This window comes from Streptomyces sp. NPDC048590 (assembly GCF_043199535.1).
GTDB lineage: Bacteria > Actinomycetota > Actinomycetes > Streptomycetales > Streptomycetaceae > Streptomyces.
Genome location: NZ_JBICWC010000001.1, coordinates 462,496 through 479,758, shown reverse-complemented (window position 1 = coordinate 479,758; position 17,263 = coordinate 462,496). Strand labels below are relative to the sequence as shown.

At 72.4% G+C, this 17,263-nt stretch carries 14 protein-coding genes; 8 read left to right on the top strand and 6 right to left on the bottom strand.

The window, feature by feature from the left end; genetic code table 11:
* Position 1: 1 nt before the first annotated feature.
* The 5 genes from alc to ACGFNN_RS01975 form a co-directional block, all read right to left on the bottom strand.
* Positions 2-1,150, bottom strand: coding sequence for an allantoicase (gene alc / locus ACGFNN_RS01995; protein WP_393551971.1), 1,149 nt, complete (start codon positions 1,148-1,150; stop codon positions 2-4).
* A gap of 59 nt (positions 1,151-1,209) precedes the next feature.
* Positions 1,210-2,160, bottom strand: a complete 951-nt coding sequence (locus ACGFNN_RS01990) for a LysR substrate-binding domain-containing protein (RefSeq protein ID WP_393551969.1) — start codon at positions 2,158-2,160, stop codon at positions 1,210-1,212.
* 82 nt (positions 2,161-2,242) lie between these two features.
* Positions 2,243-2,452 carry a hypothetical protein gene (locus ACGFNN_RS01985; protein WP_362549741.1) on the bottom strand — a complete coding sequence of 70 codons (210 nt, stop codon included), beginning with the start codon at positions 2,450-2,452 and terminating at the stop codon, positions 2,243-2,245.
* Positions 2,453-2,490: 38 nt separating this feature from the next.
* Positions 2,491-4,638, bottom strand: coding sequence for a 4-alpha-glucanotransferase (gene malQ, locus ACGFNN_RS01980; RefSeq protein ID WP_393551967.1), 2,148 nt, complete (start codon positions 4,636-4,638; stop codon positions 2,491-2,493).
* Positions 4,639-4,944, bottom strand: a complete 306-nt coding sequence (locus tag ACGFNN_RS01975) for a hypothetical protein (protein ID WP_393551965.1) — start codon at positions 4,942-4,944, stop codon at positions 4,639-4,641.
* A 304-nt stretch (positions 4,945-5,248) separates the two neighbouring features.
* On the opposite strand from ACGFNN_RS01975, the gene ACGFNN_RS01970 reads away from it, so the two are divergent.
* Complete coding sequence (locus ACGFNN_RS01970) at positions 5,249-8,260, top strand: beta-N-acetylglucosaminidase domain-containing protein (RefSeq protein ID WP_393551963.1); 3,012 nt, start codon at positions 5,249-5,251, stop codon at positions 8,258-8,260.
* A gap of 33 nt (positions 8,261-8,293) precedes the next feature.
* Here ACGFNN_RS01970 and ACGFNN_RS01965 read toward each other — a convergent pair whose 3' ends face one another.
* The gene (locus ACGFNN_RS01965; RefSeq protein ID WP_362549699.1) at positions 8,294-8,830 is read right to left on the bottom strand and encodes an HNH endonuclease; all 537 of its coding nucleotides are present in this window, start codon (positions 8,828-8,830) and stop codon (positions 8,294-8,296) included.
* A gap of 316 nt (positions 8,831-9,146) precedes the next feature.
* On the opposite strand from ACGFNN_RS01965, the gene ACGFNN_RS01960 reads away from it, so the two are divergent.
* From ACGFNN_RS01960 to ACGFNN_RS01930, 7 genes are all read left to right on the top strand, one after another.
* Positions 9,147-10,214: a mechanosensitive ion channel family protein gene (locus tag ACGFNN_RS01960; protein ID WP_393551961.1), complete on the top strand. Its 1,068-nt coding sequence runs from the start codon at positions 9,147-9,149 to the stop codon at positions 10,212-10,214.
* Between the two features lie 180 nt (positions 10,215-10,394).
* A complete protein-coding gene (locus tag ACGFNN_RS01955; protein ID WP_393551959.1) occupies positions 10,395-11,555 on the top strand; it encodes an ROK family transcriptional regulator in 1,161 nt (386 codons plus the stop codon).
* A gap of 107 nt (positions 11,556-11,662) precedes the next feature.
* Positions 11,663-13,003 carry an ABC transporter substrate-binding protein gene (locus ACGFNN_RS01950; RefSeq protein WP_393551957.1) on the top strand — a complete coding sequence of 447 codons (1,341 nt, stop codon included), beginning with the start codon at positions 11,663-11,665 and terminating at the stop codon, positions 13,001-13,003.
* An 11-nt stretch (positions 13,004-13,014) separates the two neighbouring features.
* Entirely contained in the window at positions 13,015-14,013 is a 999-nt protein-coding gene (locus tag ACGFNN_RS01945) for a carbohydrate ABC transporter permease (protein ID WP_393551956.1), read from the top strand.
* A 1-nt stretch (position 14,014) separates the two neighbouring features.
* Entirely contained in the window at positions 14,015-14,920 is a 906-nt protein-coding gene (locus tag ACGFNN_RS01940) for a carbohydrate ABC transporter permease (protein ID WP_393551954.1), read from the top strand.
* Position 14,921: 1 nt separating this feature from the next.
* Positions 14,922-16,187 (top strand): 6-phospho-beta-glucosidase, encoded by a 1,266-nt coding sequence (locus ACGFNN_RS01935; protein WP_393551952.1) that lies wholly within the window; start codon positions 14,922-14,924, stop codon positions 16,185-16,187.
* The gene (locus ACGFNN_RS01930; RefSeq protein WP_393551950.1) at positions 16,178-17,152 is read left to right on the top strand and encodes an N-acetylglucosamine kinase; all 975 of its coding nucleotides are present in this window, start codon (positions 16,178-16,180) and stop codon (positions 17,150-17,152) included. The genes ACGFNN_RS01935 and ACGFNN_RS01930 overlap by 10 nt, the downstream gene beginning before the upstream one ends.
* The last annotated feature ends 111 nt before the right edge of the window (positions 17,153-17,263 follow it).

Below are 17,263 nucleotides of genomic sequence, written 5' to 3'. Positions count from 1 at the left end.
CTCACGCCACCGACTGCTCGTAGCGGCGGGCCAGTTCGGCGGCGCCGGCCTCGGTGAGCGAGCCGTGCAGCCGCATCCGGGCCACACCGCCGTCCGGGAAGGCGTCGAGCCGGACGTGGGTGACGACGGCCTCCGCGTCCAGGACGAAGCGGTGCACGGTGTCGGGCTGGAGACGGGTGCGCGGGATGATCTCGGACCACTCGCCGTCCTCGCCGTCACGGCCCTGGAGGCTGATCCAGCCGGCCGAGTTGCCCTTGAGGTAGGCGGTGTCGATCTCCACCGCGCGTACCGCGCCCTGGGCGGGGAGGCGGAAGCGTACCCAGTCGTTGGTGTCGCGGACGCGGCGGCGCCGGTTCTCCCAGCCGTCGTCCATCTTGCGGGAGGTGCCGGGCAGGATGATCTGGGCCGGCGAGGAGTAGAAGCGGTCCGAGGCGTCCTCGTACATGCCGCCGTTGAGGATCGAGATCAGGTCGATCGTGCCGAGCGCGGCGATCCAGGCCGGGTCGGGCACGACCTCGCCGTGGACGCGGAGGCGGGCGATGCCGCCGTCGGGGTGCTGGCAGAGCCGGACGTGGGTGTAACGGCGGTCCCCGGTGATCTCGAAGGTATTCGCCGCGTGGCCGCGGACGGGCGTCGGCGGGACGATCTCCTCCCACTTCACGTCGTCGGCGAGCAGCTGCTCGGGGCTCGGGGCGCCCTCGACGGCGGTCGCCTGGACGGAGACGCGCTGCGGGTAGTTGCCGCGGAAGTGGGCGGTGTCGACGACGAGGCCGCGGATGATTCCGGGGGCACCGAGCCGGACGATCGCCCAGTCGTGCTCTCCCGGGGCCGGGAAGGGGTGGTCGGCGTCCGCACCGCGCCGGCGGCGGGTCTCCCAGCCGTCCATGATCTTGCCCTTGTGGCCGAAGCGCTCGGGGTCGAAGACGGCGGGTTCGCGGATCAGCAGGTTCTCGCGCTCGGCGAAGAACTCGTCGTTGGCCGCGATCACACCGGCACCGAGGCGACGGTCCGCGAGGTCCACGAGCTCGGTGAAGGCCAGACCGGTGGCGTGGCGGTAGTCGGCGTAGGGGTCGCCCCCGCCGTACGGGGCCGCGTCGTTCGCGTGGGGGTCGGTGTCCTGGAATGCGGTCTCGTTCGCGTCGGTGGTCATGTGCCGACTGTGACCCATCGAGACCTGTCAGGTCCATCGAAAGTTTTCGTACAGTTCTTTCAGTTCTGCTGAACGATATCGTCGGCCGCCTGTCCCCCGGCGGTCGTCCGGGCCACCCGCTGGAGTGCCGTCAGCACCCGTGCCACCGCGGGACCGCGCTCCGCTCCCTGCCGGACGGCCGCCACCACATGGCGGTACGGGCGGTCGGACTCCAGGACCCGCATCGCCACCCCGCCGCCGCAGCGGTCGGCCGCGGACGCCATCCGGGGCACCAGGGCGACGCCCATGCCGGCCTCCACCATGGCCAGGATCGCGGTCCAGCCCGAGGCGCTGTGGGCCTGCTCCGGCACGAAACCGGCCGCTTCGCAGGCCGCGGTGGTGATCTCCGACCAGGGGCCCGAGCCGCCGAAGATCCAGGGCTCGGAGGCGAGGTCGGCCAGCCGGAGGCCCGGCGCGCCGGCGAGGCGGTGGCCGGCGGGCAGTGCGACGTCCAGGGGATCGGCCAGCAGCGGCAGCAGCGTGAAGCGGGGGTCCCGGGCCGTGGGGGCGTGGGCGGCCAGCGAGAGCGCCAGGTCGACGTCACCGGTGGACAGGAGCTCGTACGCCTGGGCCGCCTCCGCCTCCCGTACGCGCACCTCGGGGCCCGGCCGGTCGCCCGTGCGCAGCAGGCGCACGGCCGGGACGACGAGGGCGGGGACGGCGGTGGAGAACGCGCCGACCCTGACCAGGCCCGCCTCGCCCCGCAGATAGCCGGTCAGCTCGGCGTCGGCCCGCTCCAGCTGGGCGAAGACCGCCTCGGCGTGACGCAGTACGAGGTGCGCGGCGTCGGTGAGCCTGACCCGGCGGCCCTGCGCCTCCAGGAGAGGCACGCCGAGCTGCCTGGAGAGGTTGGTGAGCTGCTGGGAGACGGCGGACGGGGTCATCAGGAGGACCTCGGCCGCGGCGGTGACCGTACCCCGGTCGCGCAGGGTGCGCAGGATGCGGAGCTTCTTGACGTCCCACTCGGTCATGACCGAGAACCTACCCGGCCCCCGGACACGCCGATGCGCCGCGCGGTACGGCGTACCGGCGGCGCACTCGGGAAAGAGCCGACTAGGCCTTCTTGGACTTGTCGAGCACCATGACCAGGCCGATGATCACGGCGAACAGCACGATCGGCAGCGCGACGTAGAGGCCGAGGGTCTCCATCACGTTCAGGCCGGGGCCCGGGTCGTCACCGTCGTCGCGGGTGAGTGCGAGCGCGGGGGACGACATCAGCAGCATCATCAGCGTCGTACCGGCCGCGACGGCGCCGGCGCGCATAGCGTTCTTCTTGTCCACGGTGCAAACGTAGCGAACGCCTACGAGGGCCGCGCGCCCGGGGGTGCCGTACGGGACTCGCTCCCCTCGGTCATGACCGCCATCAGCCGGTGCAGCCGGGGCGAGGCGGTGATCTCCTCCAGGGTGACGGGGTGGCCCTCCGCATCGGCGACGGGCAGACGCCAGTTGGGGTACTGGTCCCAGGTGCCGGGGAGGTTCTGCGGACGGCGGTCGCCCACGGTGTCCGGCAGCCAGACCCCTGTCATCCGGGCCGGGGTGCTCAGCAGGAAGCGGTGGACGGCGCGTACGGCCGCCTCCTCGTCCCCCTCGCCCTCGGGCAGCAGCCGGAGCCGCGCCAGGCAGGCCATCCACTCGGCGGTGTCGGCGGCGTCGGCGGCCGCCTCCTGCTCCAGCTCACCGGCCAGCAGTCCCAGGCGGTGGCGGAGCGTCACGTGCTCGCCCGTCAGCCGTGCGGCCGTGGACGGCAGGTCGTGGGTGGTCGCCGTGGCCACGCAGTCCGCGCGCCAGCGTTCCGGTCCGAGCGGACGGCCGGTGCCCTCCCAGTCGCGCTCGAACCAGAGGACGGAGGTGCCGAGCACCCCGCGCCGGGCGAGCGCCTCACGGACGCCGGGCTCGACCGTGCCGAGGTCCTCCCCTATGACGACGGCACCCGCCCGGTACGCCTCCAGGACGAGCACCGCGAGCATCGCCTCCGCGTCGTGGGAGACGTACGTGCCCTCGGTGGGCGGACGGCCCTCGGGAACCCACCAGAGCCGGAACAGGCCCATCACATGGTCGATGCGCAGCGCCCCGGCGTGTGCGAGCAGGCCGCGCAGGAGAGAGCGGTAGGGGGCGTAGCCGGACGCCGCGAGGGCGTCGGGCCGCCAGGGCGGGAGTCCCCAGTCCTGGCCGTGCGCGTTGAAGGCGTCCGGGGGCGCGCCGACGGACATCCCGTGCGCGAAGGCGTCCTGCTGGGCCCAGGTGTCCGCGCCGTCCGGATGCACGCCGACGGCGAGGTCGTGGACGACTCCGACGGCCATCCCGGACTCCCTCGCGGCGCTCTGCGCCGTGGCGAGCTGGGTGTCCGTGAGCCAGGCGAGCCGGCAGTGGAAGTCGACCCTGCCGAGCAGTTCGGCACGGGCTCGCCCGCTCCGCGCGGAGCGGGGGTCCTGGAGCCCTTCCGGCCAGGAGCGCCACTGCGGGCCGTGCACCTCGGCGAGGGCGCACCACAGGGCGTGGTCCTCCAGGGCCTGTCCCTGTTCGGCGAGGAAGTCGCAGTAGGCGGCGCGGCGTCCGGGCGTCAGAGGGACCTCGTGGACGATCTCCAGGGCTTGCTTCTTGAGCTCCCAGACGGCGTCCCGGTCGATCAGCGCGCCCTTGTTCAGCACGGCCTCACGGAGCGCCGCGGCCTCCTGCCGCAGGTCGTCGAGGGCCGCCCGTCCGGGCTCGTCGACGTGCCCGTACTCGGGGATCGACTCGATGTGCAGATGGACGGGGTCCGGGAAGCGGCGCGAGGAGGGCCGGTACGGGGAGGGGTCGGTCGGCCTGCCGGGGACGGCGGCGTGCAGCGGGTTGACCTGGACGAACCCGCTCCCCTGGGTCCGCCCCGCCCAGGCCGCGAGGTCGGCGAGGTCCGCGAGGTCCCCCATCCCCCAGGAGCGGGCGGAGAGCAGCGAGTAGAGCTGTACGAGGAACCCGTGGGTGCGCCCGGGCGGCTGGGGCACGCGGGCGGGAGCGACGACGAGCGTGGCGGTGGCGTGGTGCCGGTCCGGGGTGCGGACGGTCAGCCGGTGGACCCCCGGGGGCGGTTCGGTCCACCAGGAGGGGGTGACCGGCGCCTCTCCCACGGCCGCGGGGGCGGGGAGCACCCGCATGCGGAGGGGAGGGGTCGTGCCGGTGTCCGCGGGCTCCGGGTCGACCGTCAGGACCGTGCCCGACTGGAGTGCGGCCAGCGCGGCCGGCAGCGGCTCTCCCGACCAGGCCACCACCGTCGGTGGCAGCAGCCGGGAGGTCGCCGTCGATTCGGCCGCGGCAAGTGACCTCGCCACTTCCTCGGGGGTGGCGGCGTCGACGCCCAGCGCGGCGAGCACGGCGGTGACCGTGCCGTCGGGGACGGACACCGTGACGTCCGCGGAAGGGGAGAAGGAGGTGGCGACGCCGTGCAGTGCGGCGAGCCGGGACAAGCCCATTCAGACTCCTGGGGACTCCATGCCCCCTGCGGTGCCGGGTGCTGTCGGCTCGCTGGTCAGAGGGGCGACGGCGGCGAGCGGTGGCTCGCTCGTGAGAGGTGTGGCGTCGGCGAGCGGGGGCTCGCTGGTGAGCGGGGCGTCGGCGAAGGCTCCTTCGCCCGTGAGGTCGGAGACGTAGGCGAGCGGGAGCTCACTGATCATCGGGGGAACGGTCGAGGACGTGTCGCCTGCCAGCGGATCGGAATCCGTGTGGCTCGGCACCTGTTTGGAGAGGGCGGAGAGCAGAAGCTGCGCGGATGCGGGCACGTTGGCCTCCTGGCCGTGGACAACAGGACACAGCAGGCCTACCCAGCGGGCGCGCGAGCACCCGTGGACGTGACACATGCGTTATGACAACGATCCCAACGTGCCGTGGGTCACACTCCGTTCCCTCGCCTGCCTGGAATGGTCCGTTTTCGGCCAGTGAGCAGTTTCCCCCTGCCTTCCGCACGCCACACCGGTGACAGATCGGGCATTGACGGCGAACCGGCCACGCGCATTGACACCCCCGCGCCCGGGTGGTGGGCTCGGACGTCACTGCCGGGGCGAGGTCGGGACGAGGGGGTCGGGCGTGCAGCTCGGGCGCAGGAGGCATGCGACGGCCGTCGCCGTCGCCGTGATCGGAGGGCTGCTCGGCCCGTTCGCACCCGCCGCGGTCGCGGCCCCGGTCGCACCGGCCGGTCCCGCCGCGGCCACGGCGGACCGCGCCGAGGACAGCCGTCTCCCCTCGGTATGGCCCCGTCCGCAGTCCATGAGGACGTCCGGCCGGCCCGTGGACCTGGGCTCGGAGGTCACCCTGCTCGCGGACGCCCAGGCCGATCCCTACGCGGTGGACGCGGTCAGGGCGCTGCTGCGCGAGTCCGGCGTCCGCACGGTGCACGAGGCCCTGCCCGGCCGGGGCCCGGTGATCCGGGTCGGCGGCGCGGACGCGGGCCTGGCGCTGAGGGAGATGGGCGCGGCCGACCGCGCGGATCTGCCGTCCGGTGGCTACCGGATCGCCGTGGGCACGGCCGGGGGCCGTCCCGCCGTCGCACTGGACGGGGTCGGCGAGGACGGCGAGTTCCACGGGGTGCAGACCTTGCGCCAGCTGGTGCGAGGCGGCACGGTCGCCCCGGCCGTGGTCCGGGACTGGCCGGGAACCGCCGTACGCGGGATGGCCGAGGGCTTCTACGGACAGCCCTGGAGCCAGGAGGAACGGCTCGCCCAGCTCGGCTTCATGGGCCGCACGAAGCAGAACCGCTACCTCTACGCGGCCGGCGACGACCCGTACCGCCAGACCCGCTGGCGCGAGCCGTACCCGGCGGCGCAGCGGGCGGAGTTCCGGGCACTGGCGCACAAGGCCCGGGCCGAGCACGTGACGCTCGGCTGGGCGGTCTCCCCGGGCCAGGCCATGTGCATGTCCTCGGAGGCGGACGTACGGGCGCTGACCCGGAAGATCGACGCGATGTGGGCGCTCGGCGTACGGGCGTTCCAGCTGCAGTTCCAGAACGTCAGCTACAGCGAATGGCACTGCGACCAGGACGCGGAGGCGTTCGGCAGCGGCCCGGAGGCCGCGGCCAGGGCGCAGGCCCGGGTGGCGGGCGCGGTCGCCCGGCACCTCGGTGAGCGCCACCCTGGGGCGGAGCCCCTGTCGATGATGCCGACCGAGTTCTACCAGGACGGTGCCACCGACTACCGCACCGCGCTCGCCGCGGAGCTGGACGGCCGGGTACAGGTGGCCTGGACCGGTGTCGGGGTGGTGCCGAGGACCATCACCGGCAAGGAGCTGGCGGGCGCCCGGGAGGCCTTCCGGCGTCCGCTGGTCACCATGGACAACTACCCGGTCAACGACTACGCGCAGGACCGCGTGTTCCTCGGCCCCTACACCGGCCGGGATCCGGCGGTGGCGAGCGGCTCCGCGGCCCTGCTGGCCAACGCGATGCAGCAGCCGTCGGCCTCGCGCATCCCGCTGTTCACGGCCGCGGACTTCGCCTGGAACCCCAAGGGCTACCAGGCGCAGGAGTCCTGGCAGGCGGCCCTGGACGACCTGGCGGGCGGGGACGCCTCCGCCCGCGCCGCGCTGGGCGCGCTCGCGGGCAACAGCGCCGGCTCGGTGCTGGGGGGCGACGAGTCCGCCTACCTGCGGCCGCTGCTCTCCGCGTTCTGGGCCTCCCGCACGACGGGGGACCCGTCGGACCCGGCGGGACGTGACAAGGCGGCGCGTGAGCTGCGGGCCGCCTTCGGAGTGATGCGTGAGGCGCCGGAGCGTCTCGAGGCCACTGCGGGCGGCCGCCTCCTGGCCGAGGTGGGTCCGTGGAGCCGGCAGCTGGCCCGGTACGGCCGGGCGGGTGAACTGGCCGTGGATCTCCTGCGGGCGCAGGAGCGCGGCGACGGGGCGGCGGCCTGGCGGGCCCAGCTGGCGCTCGAACCGCTCCGCGAGGAGATCGGGGCGAGCCGGGCCACCGTCGGCAAGGGGGTCCTGGATCCCTTCCTGGACCGGGTCCTGAAGGAGTCCGAGGCCTGGAACGGCACCGACCGGGACGCGGGGAAGGTGAGCCGGGACGCACACGGCTACACCCTCCGGTTCGACCGGGCGCGCCCGCTGGAGGCCGTCACCGCGCTGACCCGGCCGGGCGACCCGGCCGCCGACGCGGTCCTCGAGGCCCACGTGCCCGGGGAGGGCTGGCGCGGCCTGGGCCGGCTGTCGGCGCAGGGGTGGACACAGGCCGCGGCGAAGGGCCTGCGGGCCGACGCGCTGCGGGTCTCGGCCCGCTCCGCGGCGCCCGTACTCGTCGGCCCGCCCGCACCGGGCGTCACGGGCACCTCTCCCTCCTCCCCGGGCGCCCCGGAGGTCCGTGCACTGGTCCCCTGGTTCGGGGACGAACCGGCTGCCCGGCTCGATCTCGCGCGCAGCAGGACGGACGCGGTGATCGGCGGCGGCACCCAGCGGGTGGCGGCGCGGCTGGCCGGTGGCCGGCCCGGCGAGGTCGAGGGGACGCTGAAGGCGAAGGCGCCGAAGGGCATCAAGGTGAAGGTGCCGGAGCGTACGACCGTCACCGGCGGCTCGCGCGCCGATGTCCCGGTGGAGATCAGCGTGCCGGCCGGGACCCCCGCGGGCACGTACGAGGTCCCGTTGAGCTTCGGCGGGCAGGAGAGCACCCTCACCGTCCGTGCCTTCCCCCGTACGGCCGGGCCCGACCTGCTGCGTACGGCCGAGGCGTCCTCGTCCGGGGACGAGACACCCGACTTCCCCGCCGCGGCGGCCGCGGACGGAGATCCGGAGACCCGCTGGTCCTCACCGGCCGAGGACGGCGCGTGGTGGCAGGCGGAGCTCCCCGCACCGGCACGCCTCGGCCAGGTCGTGCTGCACTGGCAGGACGCCTACGCCGACCGCTACCGGATACAGGTCTCCCCCGACGGCAGGAACTGGCGTACGGCGGCGACCGTACGGGAGGGCCGGGGTGGTCGCGAGAGCGTCCGGATGGACGCGAAGGACACCCGCTTCGTGAGGGTCCAGGGCGACGGCCGGGCGACGCGGTACGGCTACTCGCTGTGGTCGGTCGAGGCGTACGCCGTGGCCGAGGAGGGCCGGGACCCCCGCTGAGGGCTCCCCCCGCCGGGGGTGGCGGCCCGGTCCTCAGGCGGAGACGCCGTCGATCCGGGCCATCACGTCGTCCGCGCCGAACGGCTGCAGATAGGGCAGCCAGCGCGGGTCACGGTGACCGGTCCCGATGATCCGCCAGGCGAGTCCGCTGGGCGGCGCGGGCTGGTGGCGCAGCCGCCAGCCCAGCTCGGGCAGATGGCGGTCGGCCTTGACGTGGTTGCAGCGGCGGCAGGCCGCCACCACGTTGTCCCAGGCGTGCAGGCCCCCGCGGCTGCGCGGGATGACGTGGTCGACGCTGGTCGCGGCGGCGCCGCAGTACACGCAGCGACCGCCGTCCCGGGCGAAGAGCGCCCGGCGGGTCAGGGGCACGGGCCCCCGGTAGGGGATGCGCACGAACCGCTTGAGGCGGACGACGCTGGGAGCCGGCACCGCGCGGGTGGCGCTGTGCATGAAGGCGCCGGATTCCTCGAGGCAGACTGCCTTGTTCTCGAGGACGAGGACGAGAGCGCGGCGCAGGGGTACGACGCCGAGCGGCTCGTACGAAGCGTTGAGAACCAGGACGTGCGGCACGTGACTGCCTCCTTGTACGCCGGCGACGCGTGGCTCGCGCCGGGACGATCCGCTCCAAGTCTCTCCTCATGCCTGGTCCGGGCGCCACCACGTGCGGGTAACGGGCCGAAGGGATTTTCCTCACCCGCGGTCGCCGCACACGCCCGTCCGCCCCGCGCCGACCGCCTCATCAGGGCGTCCGGCCGCACTGTGGAGGCGGTCACACACCCCGGGTCACCGGGTGAGACGCGTATCTCCCTCGTGATCGGCAACGAACCACTCTCCCGGCTTCGTTACTGTTGTTGGTCTGCCGTCGCCCTACCTGGAGGTCCCCGTCGTGCCCCTGTCCGCCCTTCTGTTCGCGGCCCCCTCACCGGGGACCGGCGGCTCGCTGGACGAAGCCGCCGAGCGGGCGGGGAACGCCGCAGGCTGGGTCGAGGAGAACTGGTCCACCTGGCTGAACACCGGCCTCCGCATCATCCTCATCGCCGCGATCGCGATCGTCCTGCGCTATCTGATCCGGCGCGCGCTCACCAATCTCATCGACCGGATGAACCGCAGCGCCCAGGCCGTGGAGGGGACGGCCCTCGGCGGTCTGCTGGTCAACGCGGAACGCCGCCGCCAGCGCTCCGAGGCCATCGGTTCGGTGCTCCGCTCGGTCAGCTCGTTCGTGATCCTCGGGACGGCGGCCCTGATGATCCTGGGCGCCTTCCAGATCAACCTGGCCCCGCTGCTGGCCTCCGCGGGGGTCGCCGGTGTGGCGCTGGGCTTCGGCGCGCGGAACCTCGTCACCGACTTCCTCTCGGGCGTCTTCATGATCCTCGAGGACCAGTACGGCGTCGGCGACACCATCGACGCCGGGGTGGCCTCCGGTGAGGTCATCGAGGTGGGTCTGCGGGTCACCAAGCTGCGTGGCGACAACGGCGAGATCTGGTACGTCCGCAACGGCGAGGTGAAGCGGATCGGCAACCTCAGCCAGGGCTGGTCCACGGCTGCCGTGGACGTGACGGTCCGCCCCGCCGAGGACCTGGAGCTGGTGCGCAAGGCGATCGCCGGGGCCGGCGAGACCATGACCAAGGAAGAGCCCTGGTCGGAGCGGCTGTGGGGTCCGGTGGAGGTCCTCGGCCTGGACGCGGTGCTGCTGGACTCGATGACCGTGCGGGTGACCGCGAAGACCATGCCCGGCAAGTCGCTGGGCGTCGAGCGCGAGCTGCGCTGGCGGATCAAGCGGGCGCTGGACGCGGCGGGCATCCGGATGATCGGCGTCGCTCCCCTCCACGCGGAGGGCGAGTCGGTGGCCGACCCGACCGCGGCCATGGCGGCGCCCTCGGCGTACGCCTCGACCACGTCGCCGCAGTCGATGGCGACGACGCCGATACCGCCGCCGACGAACCTGAACAAGTAGGAACGGCGCACACAAGGGGCGCCCCGCGAAGCCGCGGGGCGCCCCTTCCGCGTGCTCCGCCCCTCCGTACAACGTTCCGGCAACTGCGCGGCCGTGGGCCATTGACGTGCGGGGGAGGCGCGTCCTACCGTCCTCTCACCGAATAGGAAAGTTTCCTAACAGAGGGCAGGTGCGTCGCTCATGGCCGGAACCACACCGGGCACCCCGCGTGTTCTGCGCGCCATGAACGACCGGGCCGCACTCGACCTGCTCGTCGCCGAGGGGCCGCTCACGCGCACCCGCATCAGTGAACTGACCGGCCTCTCGAAGCCCACCGCCTCCCAGGTGCTGGCGCGGCTGGAGGAGGCGGGGCTGGTGCGCTCGACGGGCAGCCAGAGCGGCCGCCCCGGCCCCAAGGCGGTGCTCTACGAGATCGATCCCGCCGCCGCCCATGTCGCCGCGCTGTCCGTCGGCCCCACCGGCATCGACGCCGTCGTCGCCGACCTCACCGGCACGGTGGTCGGCTCCCGCCGGGTCGAGGCCGACGCCGTCGCCGAGGACGTACGGCACCGCACGGCGCAGCTCGTCGCCGAGGCGGTGGACGGGGCACTGGAAGGGACCGGACTCGGCCACGACGACCTGGCCGCCGTGGTGGTGGGGACTCCCGGCGCGATCGATCCGCAGACCGGGCAGCTGCGCTACGCCCCCCATCTGCCGGGCTGGCACTCCCGCACCCTGCTCGCCGATCTCGCCGAGGTGGTCGGCAGGCCGGTCGTCATCGAGAACGACGTGAACCTCGCCGCCCTCGCCGAACAGCACGAGGGCGCCGCCCAGGACCACGACCACTTCGTTCTCGCCTGGCTCGACGACGGCGTCGGCGCCGCGATCGTGCTCGGCGGTGTCCTGCTGCGCGGTGCCACCGGCGGCGCGGGCGAGATCGGCTACATGCCGCTGCCGGGGGCACCGCTCGCCCGTGGTGGCGAGGCCGACTGGGCGGGCCCCGACGCCGGAGGCGGCTTCCAGAGCCAGGTCTCCGTCCCCGCCGTACGCGAACTGGCCGGCGGCCGGCCGCTGGCCGAGGCGCTGGCCGACAAGGCCGTACGCGACGAGGTCGCCGCCCGGCTGGCGACCGGTCTCGCCTCCGTGGTGGCCGTGATAGACCCCGAGCTGGTCGTCCTCTCCGGCCGGGTGGCCCAAGCCGGAGGCGAACCGCTCCGCGCACGGGTCGAGGCCGAGATGTCCGGTCTGGCGCTGCCCAGGCCGCTGCTCCGCATCAGCGACGTCGATGGTGACCCCATCCTCACCGGAGCGCTGCGCACCGCCCTCACCCAGGCGCGGGACAGCACCTTCAACACGATCTGACCGCTTCCCGCCCCCTCGCGGACACCCATGCCCGGTGGCTCCCACGGCACCGCCATGCCCTCTGCCCCTCCCCCGTCTCCACCACTCCCCCGTGAAGGAAGTCCGACATGGCGCGACGGCACATCCGTACCCGTGTGCCCGTGGCACTCGGCGCGGCAGCACTGCTCCTGGCCGGCTGCGCGAACCCGAGCACCGGCAGTGACACCGACGACCCGACCAAGCCGGTCACGCTGAAGTTCTGGCACGGCTGGTCGGCCCCGAGCGAGGTCAAGGCGATCAACGAGAACATCGCCCGCTTCGAGAAGCTCCACCCGAACATCCACGTGGTCGCCACCGGCAACGTGAGTGACGAGACGATCAACCAGGCCCTGCGGGCCGGCGGCGGGGACGCGCCCGACGTCGTCACGTCGTTCACCACCAACAACGTCGGCCAGTACTGCTCCTCCGGCATGTGGGCCGATCTCGACCCCTTCATGGAGAAGAGCGGGATCGACAAGGCGAAAGTCTTCCCGAAGACCCTGCTGGACTACACGCAATACGAGGGTGTGCAGTGCGCGACGCCGCTGCTCGCCGACGCGTTCGGCATGTACTACAACAAGGACGCCTTCGAGGAGGCCGGGATCAGCCGGCCGCCGCGCACCATGTCCGAGATGAAGGCCGACGCGGTCAAGCTGACGAAGAAACGGAAGGACGGTTCGCTGGAGCGGGCAGGCTTCATGCCGAACTTCCAGCTCTACCAGAACTCCCCCGACCGGATGTTCGCCCAGTGGGGTCCGAAGTACTTCGGCTCCGACGGCAAGGCCCGGCTCGCCGAGGAACCCGCCACGGAGAAGTTCTTCAGCACGATGCGGGAGCTCTCCGACGCCCAGGGCGGCTACCACGCCATGGAGAGGCTCCGGGCCGGCTTCGGTGACGAGATGTCCTCGCAGAACGCCTTCCTGACGGGAAAGCTCGCCATGCATCTGGACGGTGAGTGGCGCGGGCTGATGCTCGACGACGCCAAGGCGAAGTTCGACTGGGGAGTGGCGCCGCTGCCGGTGCCCGACGGCCAGGCGGACACCTACGGGCGCGGTTATCTCACCGGCACCGTCGCCGGGATCGCGCACAGCAGCATGCACCAGAACGCGGCCTGGGAGCTGGTGAAGTACCTGACGATCGACACCGACGCGGTCGTCCACTTCGCCAACGCCATCCACAACGTGCCCTCGACGTTCGACGCGCTGAAGTCGCCCGACCTGGACGCCGATCCCTCGTTCAGGGCCTTCATGCGGATCGCGCAGAACCCGCACAGCCAGGCCGTACCGCCCTCGAACAACGGCGGCCAGTACATCAATTCGTTCGGCGACTTCTCCCAGTCCGTGGAAGCCGGCAGGACCAAGGACCTCCACAAGGCGCTGAAGGAACTCGACGACCAGATCGACGCCGACAACCTCCAGTCGGAAAACTGAGGAGCCGAGCCATGGCACTTTCTCATCTGACCCCGGCGAAGTCCGCCGAGGGGGGCACCCGACCGGCTCCCGACGACGCGCCGCTGCGGCGCAAGCGGAACCGCGAGCGGCTGCGGACCCTGGGGTTCCTCTCCCCCTGGCTGGTCGGCTTCTCGGTCTTCTTCGGCTACCCGCTGATCGCGACCGTCTACTTCTCCTTCATGCACTACAACCAGATCAAGGCCCCTACCTTCGTGGGCCTGCGGAACTGGCGGTACGTGCTGGAGCAGATGCCCCTGTTCGGCCCGGCCCTCTGGAACACCCTGTGGCTGGTCGTCGTGATGGTGACGCTGCGGGTGGTGTTCGGCCTCGGGATCGGTCTGCTGATCACGAAGATCAAGACCGGTGTGGGCCTGTTCCGCACCGCCTTCTACATCCCGTACCTCGCCCCGCCCGTCGCGGCGACCGTGGCGTTCGTGTTCCTCCTCAACCCGTCCACCGGCCCGGTCAACGAGATGCTCTCGTGGATCGGTCTGGACGGCCCGGGCTGGTTCAACGACCCGAACTGGTCGAAGCCCTCCCTGGTGCTGCTCTCCCTGTGGGGCATCGGCGACCTGATGGTCATCTTCATGGCCTCGCTGCTCGACGTGCCGAAGGAGCAGTACGAGGCCGCCGACCTGGACGGCGCCGGATCCTGGGCGAAGTTCCGCTACGTCACCTGGCCCGCCATCACCCCGATCGTGATGTTCGCGGTGGTGACCGGTGTGGTGCAGACGATGCAGTACTACACCCAGGCCCTCGTCGCCGGGAAGCTCGCCTCCGGGGTCTCCATCGGCCCCGGCACGGTGATCCAGCCCGGCTATCCGGACCACTCGACCCTCACGGTCCCCCAGCTCGTCTACTCGATGGGCTTCCAGAACTTCAACACCGGTGCCGCCTGCGTGCTCTCCCTCGTGCTCTTCGCGATCGCCATGGGCGTCACCCTCCTGCTGATGCGCAAGAGCGTCGGCCTCGTACCGGCGGAGGACTGAGATGACCAGCACCACCCTCGCGACCAGGCCGGCGCCAGTCGACCGGAGCCACCCGCAGGTCCCGGACGCCGCCGCCCACCGGCGCAAGCGCGTCCTGAACTGGATCGCCGTCCACTCCGTGGCGGTGGCACTCGCGCTCTTCTTCGTCCTGCCGTTCGTGTTCGTCTTCCTCACCTCGGTGATGAGCGACGGGCAGGCGATGAGCGGCGACCTGTGGCCGGGCTCCTGGCACTGGGAGAACTACACGACCGTCTTCCACACCCCGGGGTTCCTGGACTGGTGGCGCAACTCGCTGGTGTACGCGCTCCTGGGCACGCTGTTCACGGTGTGCTCCTCGGTGCCGGTCGCCTACGCCCTGGCCAAGTTCCGATTCCGGGGCCGCCGCACCGCGATGATCATGGTCATCTCGACCATGATGCTGCCGCCCCAGGTCATCATCATCCCGATGTACCTGGTGTGGGCCCAGCAGTTCCACCTCTCGGGGTCGCTCTGGCCGCTGATCATCCCGATGGCCTTCGGCGACGCGTACTCCATCTTCCTGCTGCGGCAGTTCCTGCTCACCATCCCGCAGGAGTACATCGAGTCCGCGAAGGTCGACGGGTGCGGTGAGTTCCGAACCCTCCTGCGGATCGTGGTGCCGATGGCCAAGCCCGGCATCGCCGCCGTCGCGCTCTTCCAGTTCTTCTACTGCTGGAACGACTACTTCGGACCGCAGATCTACGCGGCGCAGAACCCCGGTGCCTGGACGCTGAGTTACGGCCTGGAGTCGTTCAAGAGCGCGCACGCGGTCAACTGGAACCTGACGATGGCCGCGACCCTGCTCGTCATGGCGCCGGTCATCATCGTCTTCTTCTTCGCACAGAAGGCCTTCGTCGAAGGCGTCACGCTGACTGGAGTAAAGGGCTGATATGAAGCTCGCAGTAGTGGGTGGCGGGTCCACCTACACACCCGAACTGATCGACGGCTTCGCACGGCTGCGGGACACCCTGCCGGTGGAGGAGCTGGTACTCGTCGACCCGGCCGCCGACCGGCTGGAACTGGTGGGCGGTCTGGCACGGCGGATCTTCGCCAAGCAGGGCCACCCGGGACGGATCACCACGACCTCCGACGTGGACGCCGGGGTGGAGGGCGCCGACGCGGTCCTGCTCCAGCTTCGTGTCGGCGGCCAGGCGGCCCGGAACAAGGACGAGACATGGCCGCTGGAATGCGGCTGCGTGGGCCAGGAGACCACCGGCGCCGGCGGTCTCGCGAAGGCGCTGCGCACGGTGCCGGTCGTCCTCGACATCGCGGAGCGGGTCAGGCGCGCCAACCCGGACGCCTGGATCATCGACTTCACCAACCCGGTCGGCATCGTGACCCGTGCGCTCCTCCAGGCCGGCCACAAGGCGGTCGGGCTCTGCAACGTCGCCATCGGCTTCCAGCGCAAGTTCGCCGCGCTGCTCGACGTCGCCCCGTCGGAGATACACCTGGACCACGTCGGGCTGAACCACCTGTCGTGGGAGCTCGGGGTGCGGCTCGGCGGCCCGGAGGGCGAGGACGTCCTGCCGAAGCTGCTCGCGGAGCACGGCGAGCGGATCGCCGGTGATCTGCGCATGCCGCGGCAGATCATCGACCGGCTCGGCGTGGTCCCCTCGTACTACCTGCGGTACTTCTACGCGCACGACGAGGTCGTCCGGGAGCTCGGCACCAAGCCGTCCCGGGCGGCGGAGGTCGCGGCGATGGAGAAGGAACTGCTCGCGATGTACGGCGACCCCGCCCTGGACGAGAAGCCGGAGCTGCTCGCCAAGCGCGGCGGCGCCTACTACTCGGAGGCGGCGGTGGACCTGGCCGCGTCCCTGCTCGGCGGCGGCGGCCCGGCGGTGCAGGTGGTCAACACGTACAACAACGGCACGCTGCCGTTCCTGCCGGACGACGCGGTCATCGAGACGCAGGCCCGGGTGGACGGTTCGGGTGCCTCCCCGCTCGCGGTCCCGGCGCTGGACCCGCTGTACGCCGGGCTGATCGCCGGGGTCACGGCCTACGAGGACCTGGCCCTGGACGCGGCGCTGCGCGGCGGGCGGGAGCGGGTCTACAAGGCGCTGCTCGCGCACCCGCTCGTGGGCCAGTTCGAGTACGCCGAGGGCCTCACCGACCGGCTGATCGCGAACAACCGGGAGCACCTGGCGTGGGCGTGAACGCTTCGGTCCTCGCCGTCGACGCGGGCAACAGCAAGACCGATGTGGCGGTGATCGGCGAGGACGGCACGGTCCTGTCCACCGCGCGCGGAGGCGGCTTCCAGCCGCCGCGCGTCGGCGTGGAGGCGGCGGTGGACGTCCTGGAGTCGGCGGTCCGGGAGGCCATGGCCGCGGCGGGGGACGGAGCCGGCGCGGTGGAACACGTGTCGGCGTGCCTGGCCAACGCCGACCTCCCCGTCGAGGAGGCGGAGTTGGCCGAGGCCCTGTCCCGGCGGGGCTGGGGCGGCACGGTCGAGGTCCGCAACGACACCTTCGCCGTGCTGCGGGCCGCCGTGGACGAGCCCCGCGGGGTGGCGGTGGTCTGCGGCGCGGGCATCAACTGCGCCGGCATGCTCCCGGACGGGCGTACGGCCCGCTTCCCGGCGATCGGGCGGATCTCCGGTGACTGGGGCGGCGGTTCCGGGCTCGCCGAGGAGGCCATGTGGTTCGCCGCACGGGCCGAGGACGGCCGCGGGGAGCCGACGGAGCTGGTGCGCACCCTGCCCGGCCATTTCGGGCTCGGCTCGGTGTACGCGCTGATAGAGGCGCTGCACCGGGAGACGATCCCGGCGGGGCGCCGGCACGAGATGACCCCGGTGCTGTTCGCGACGAGCGCGGCCGGGGACCCGGTGGCGCGCGCGCTGGTGGACCGGCTGGCCGAGGAGATCGTCTCCATGGCGTCGGTGGCGCTCGGCCGGCTCGGGCTGCTGACGGAGGAGGTGCCGGTGGTGCTGGGCGGCAGTGTCCTGGCCGCGCGGCACCCGCAGCTCGACGAGGGCATCGCCCGGCGCCTTTCGGAACGGGCGCCCAGGGCGGTGGTGCGGGTGGTCACCGAGCCGCCCGTCCTGGGCGCGGCGCTGCTCGGCCTGGACCGCACGGGAGCACCGGCGGAGGCCCACCGGAGGCTGCGCGCCCACTGGTCCTGACCCTCCGCTCCCGCCGGTCCGCACCATGTCGCACCGATGAGGGCGTCACCCGTCCGGACGACGGGTGGCGCCCTCCTTCTCGCTACGGGAACCGATCAGTTGTCCCGATCG

Coding starts and splice junctions, on each gene's coding strand:
- ACGFNN_RS01950 (WP_393551957.1), top strand. CDS start 11,663: ATGGCGCGACGGCACATCCGTACCCGTGTGCCCGTGGCACTCGGCGCG.
- ACGFNN_RS01945 (WP_393551956.1), top strand. CDS start 13,015: ATGGCACTTTCTCATCTGACCCCGGCGAAGTCCGCCGAGGGGGGCACC.
- alc (WP_393551971.1), bottom strand. CDS start 1,150: ATGACCACCGACGCGAACGAGACCGCATTCCAGGACACCGACCCCCAC.
- ACGFNN_RS01985 (WP_362549741.1), bottom strand. CDS start 2,452: ATGCGCGCCGGCGCCGTCGCGGCCGGTACGACGCTGATGATGCTGCTG.
- ACGFNN_RS01990 (WP_393551969.1), bottom strand. CDS start 2,160: ATGACCGAGTGGGACGTCAAGAAGCTCCGCATCCTGCGCACCCTGCGC.
- ACGFNN_RS01940 (WP_393551954.1), top strand. CDS start 14,015: ATGACCAGCACCACCCTCGCGACCAGGCCGGCGCCAGTCGACCGGAGC.
- ACGFNN_RS01955 (WP_393551959.1), top strand. CDS start 10,395: ATGGCCGGAACCACACCGGGCACCCCGCGTGTTCTGCGCGCCATGAAC.
- ACGFNN_RS01935 (WP_393551952.1), top strand. CDS start 14,922: ATGAAGCTCGCAGTAGTGGGTGGCGGGTCCACCTACACACCCGAACTG.
- malQ (WP_393551967.1), bottom strand. CDS start 4,638: ATGGGCTTGTCCCGGCTCGCCGCACTGCACGGCGTCGCCACCTCCTTC.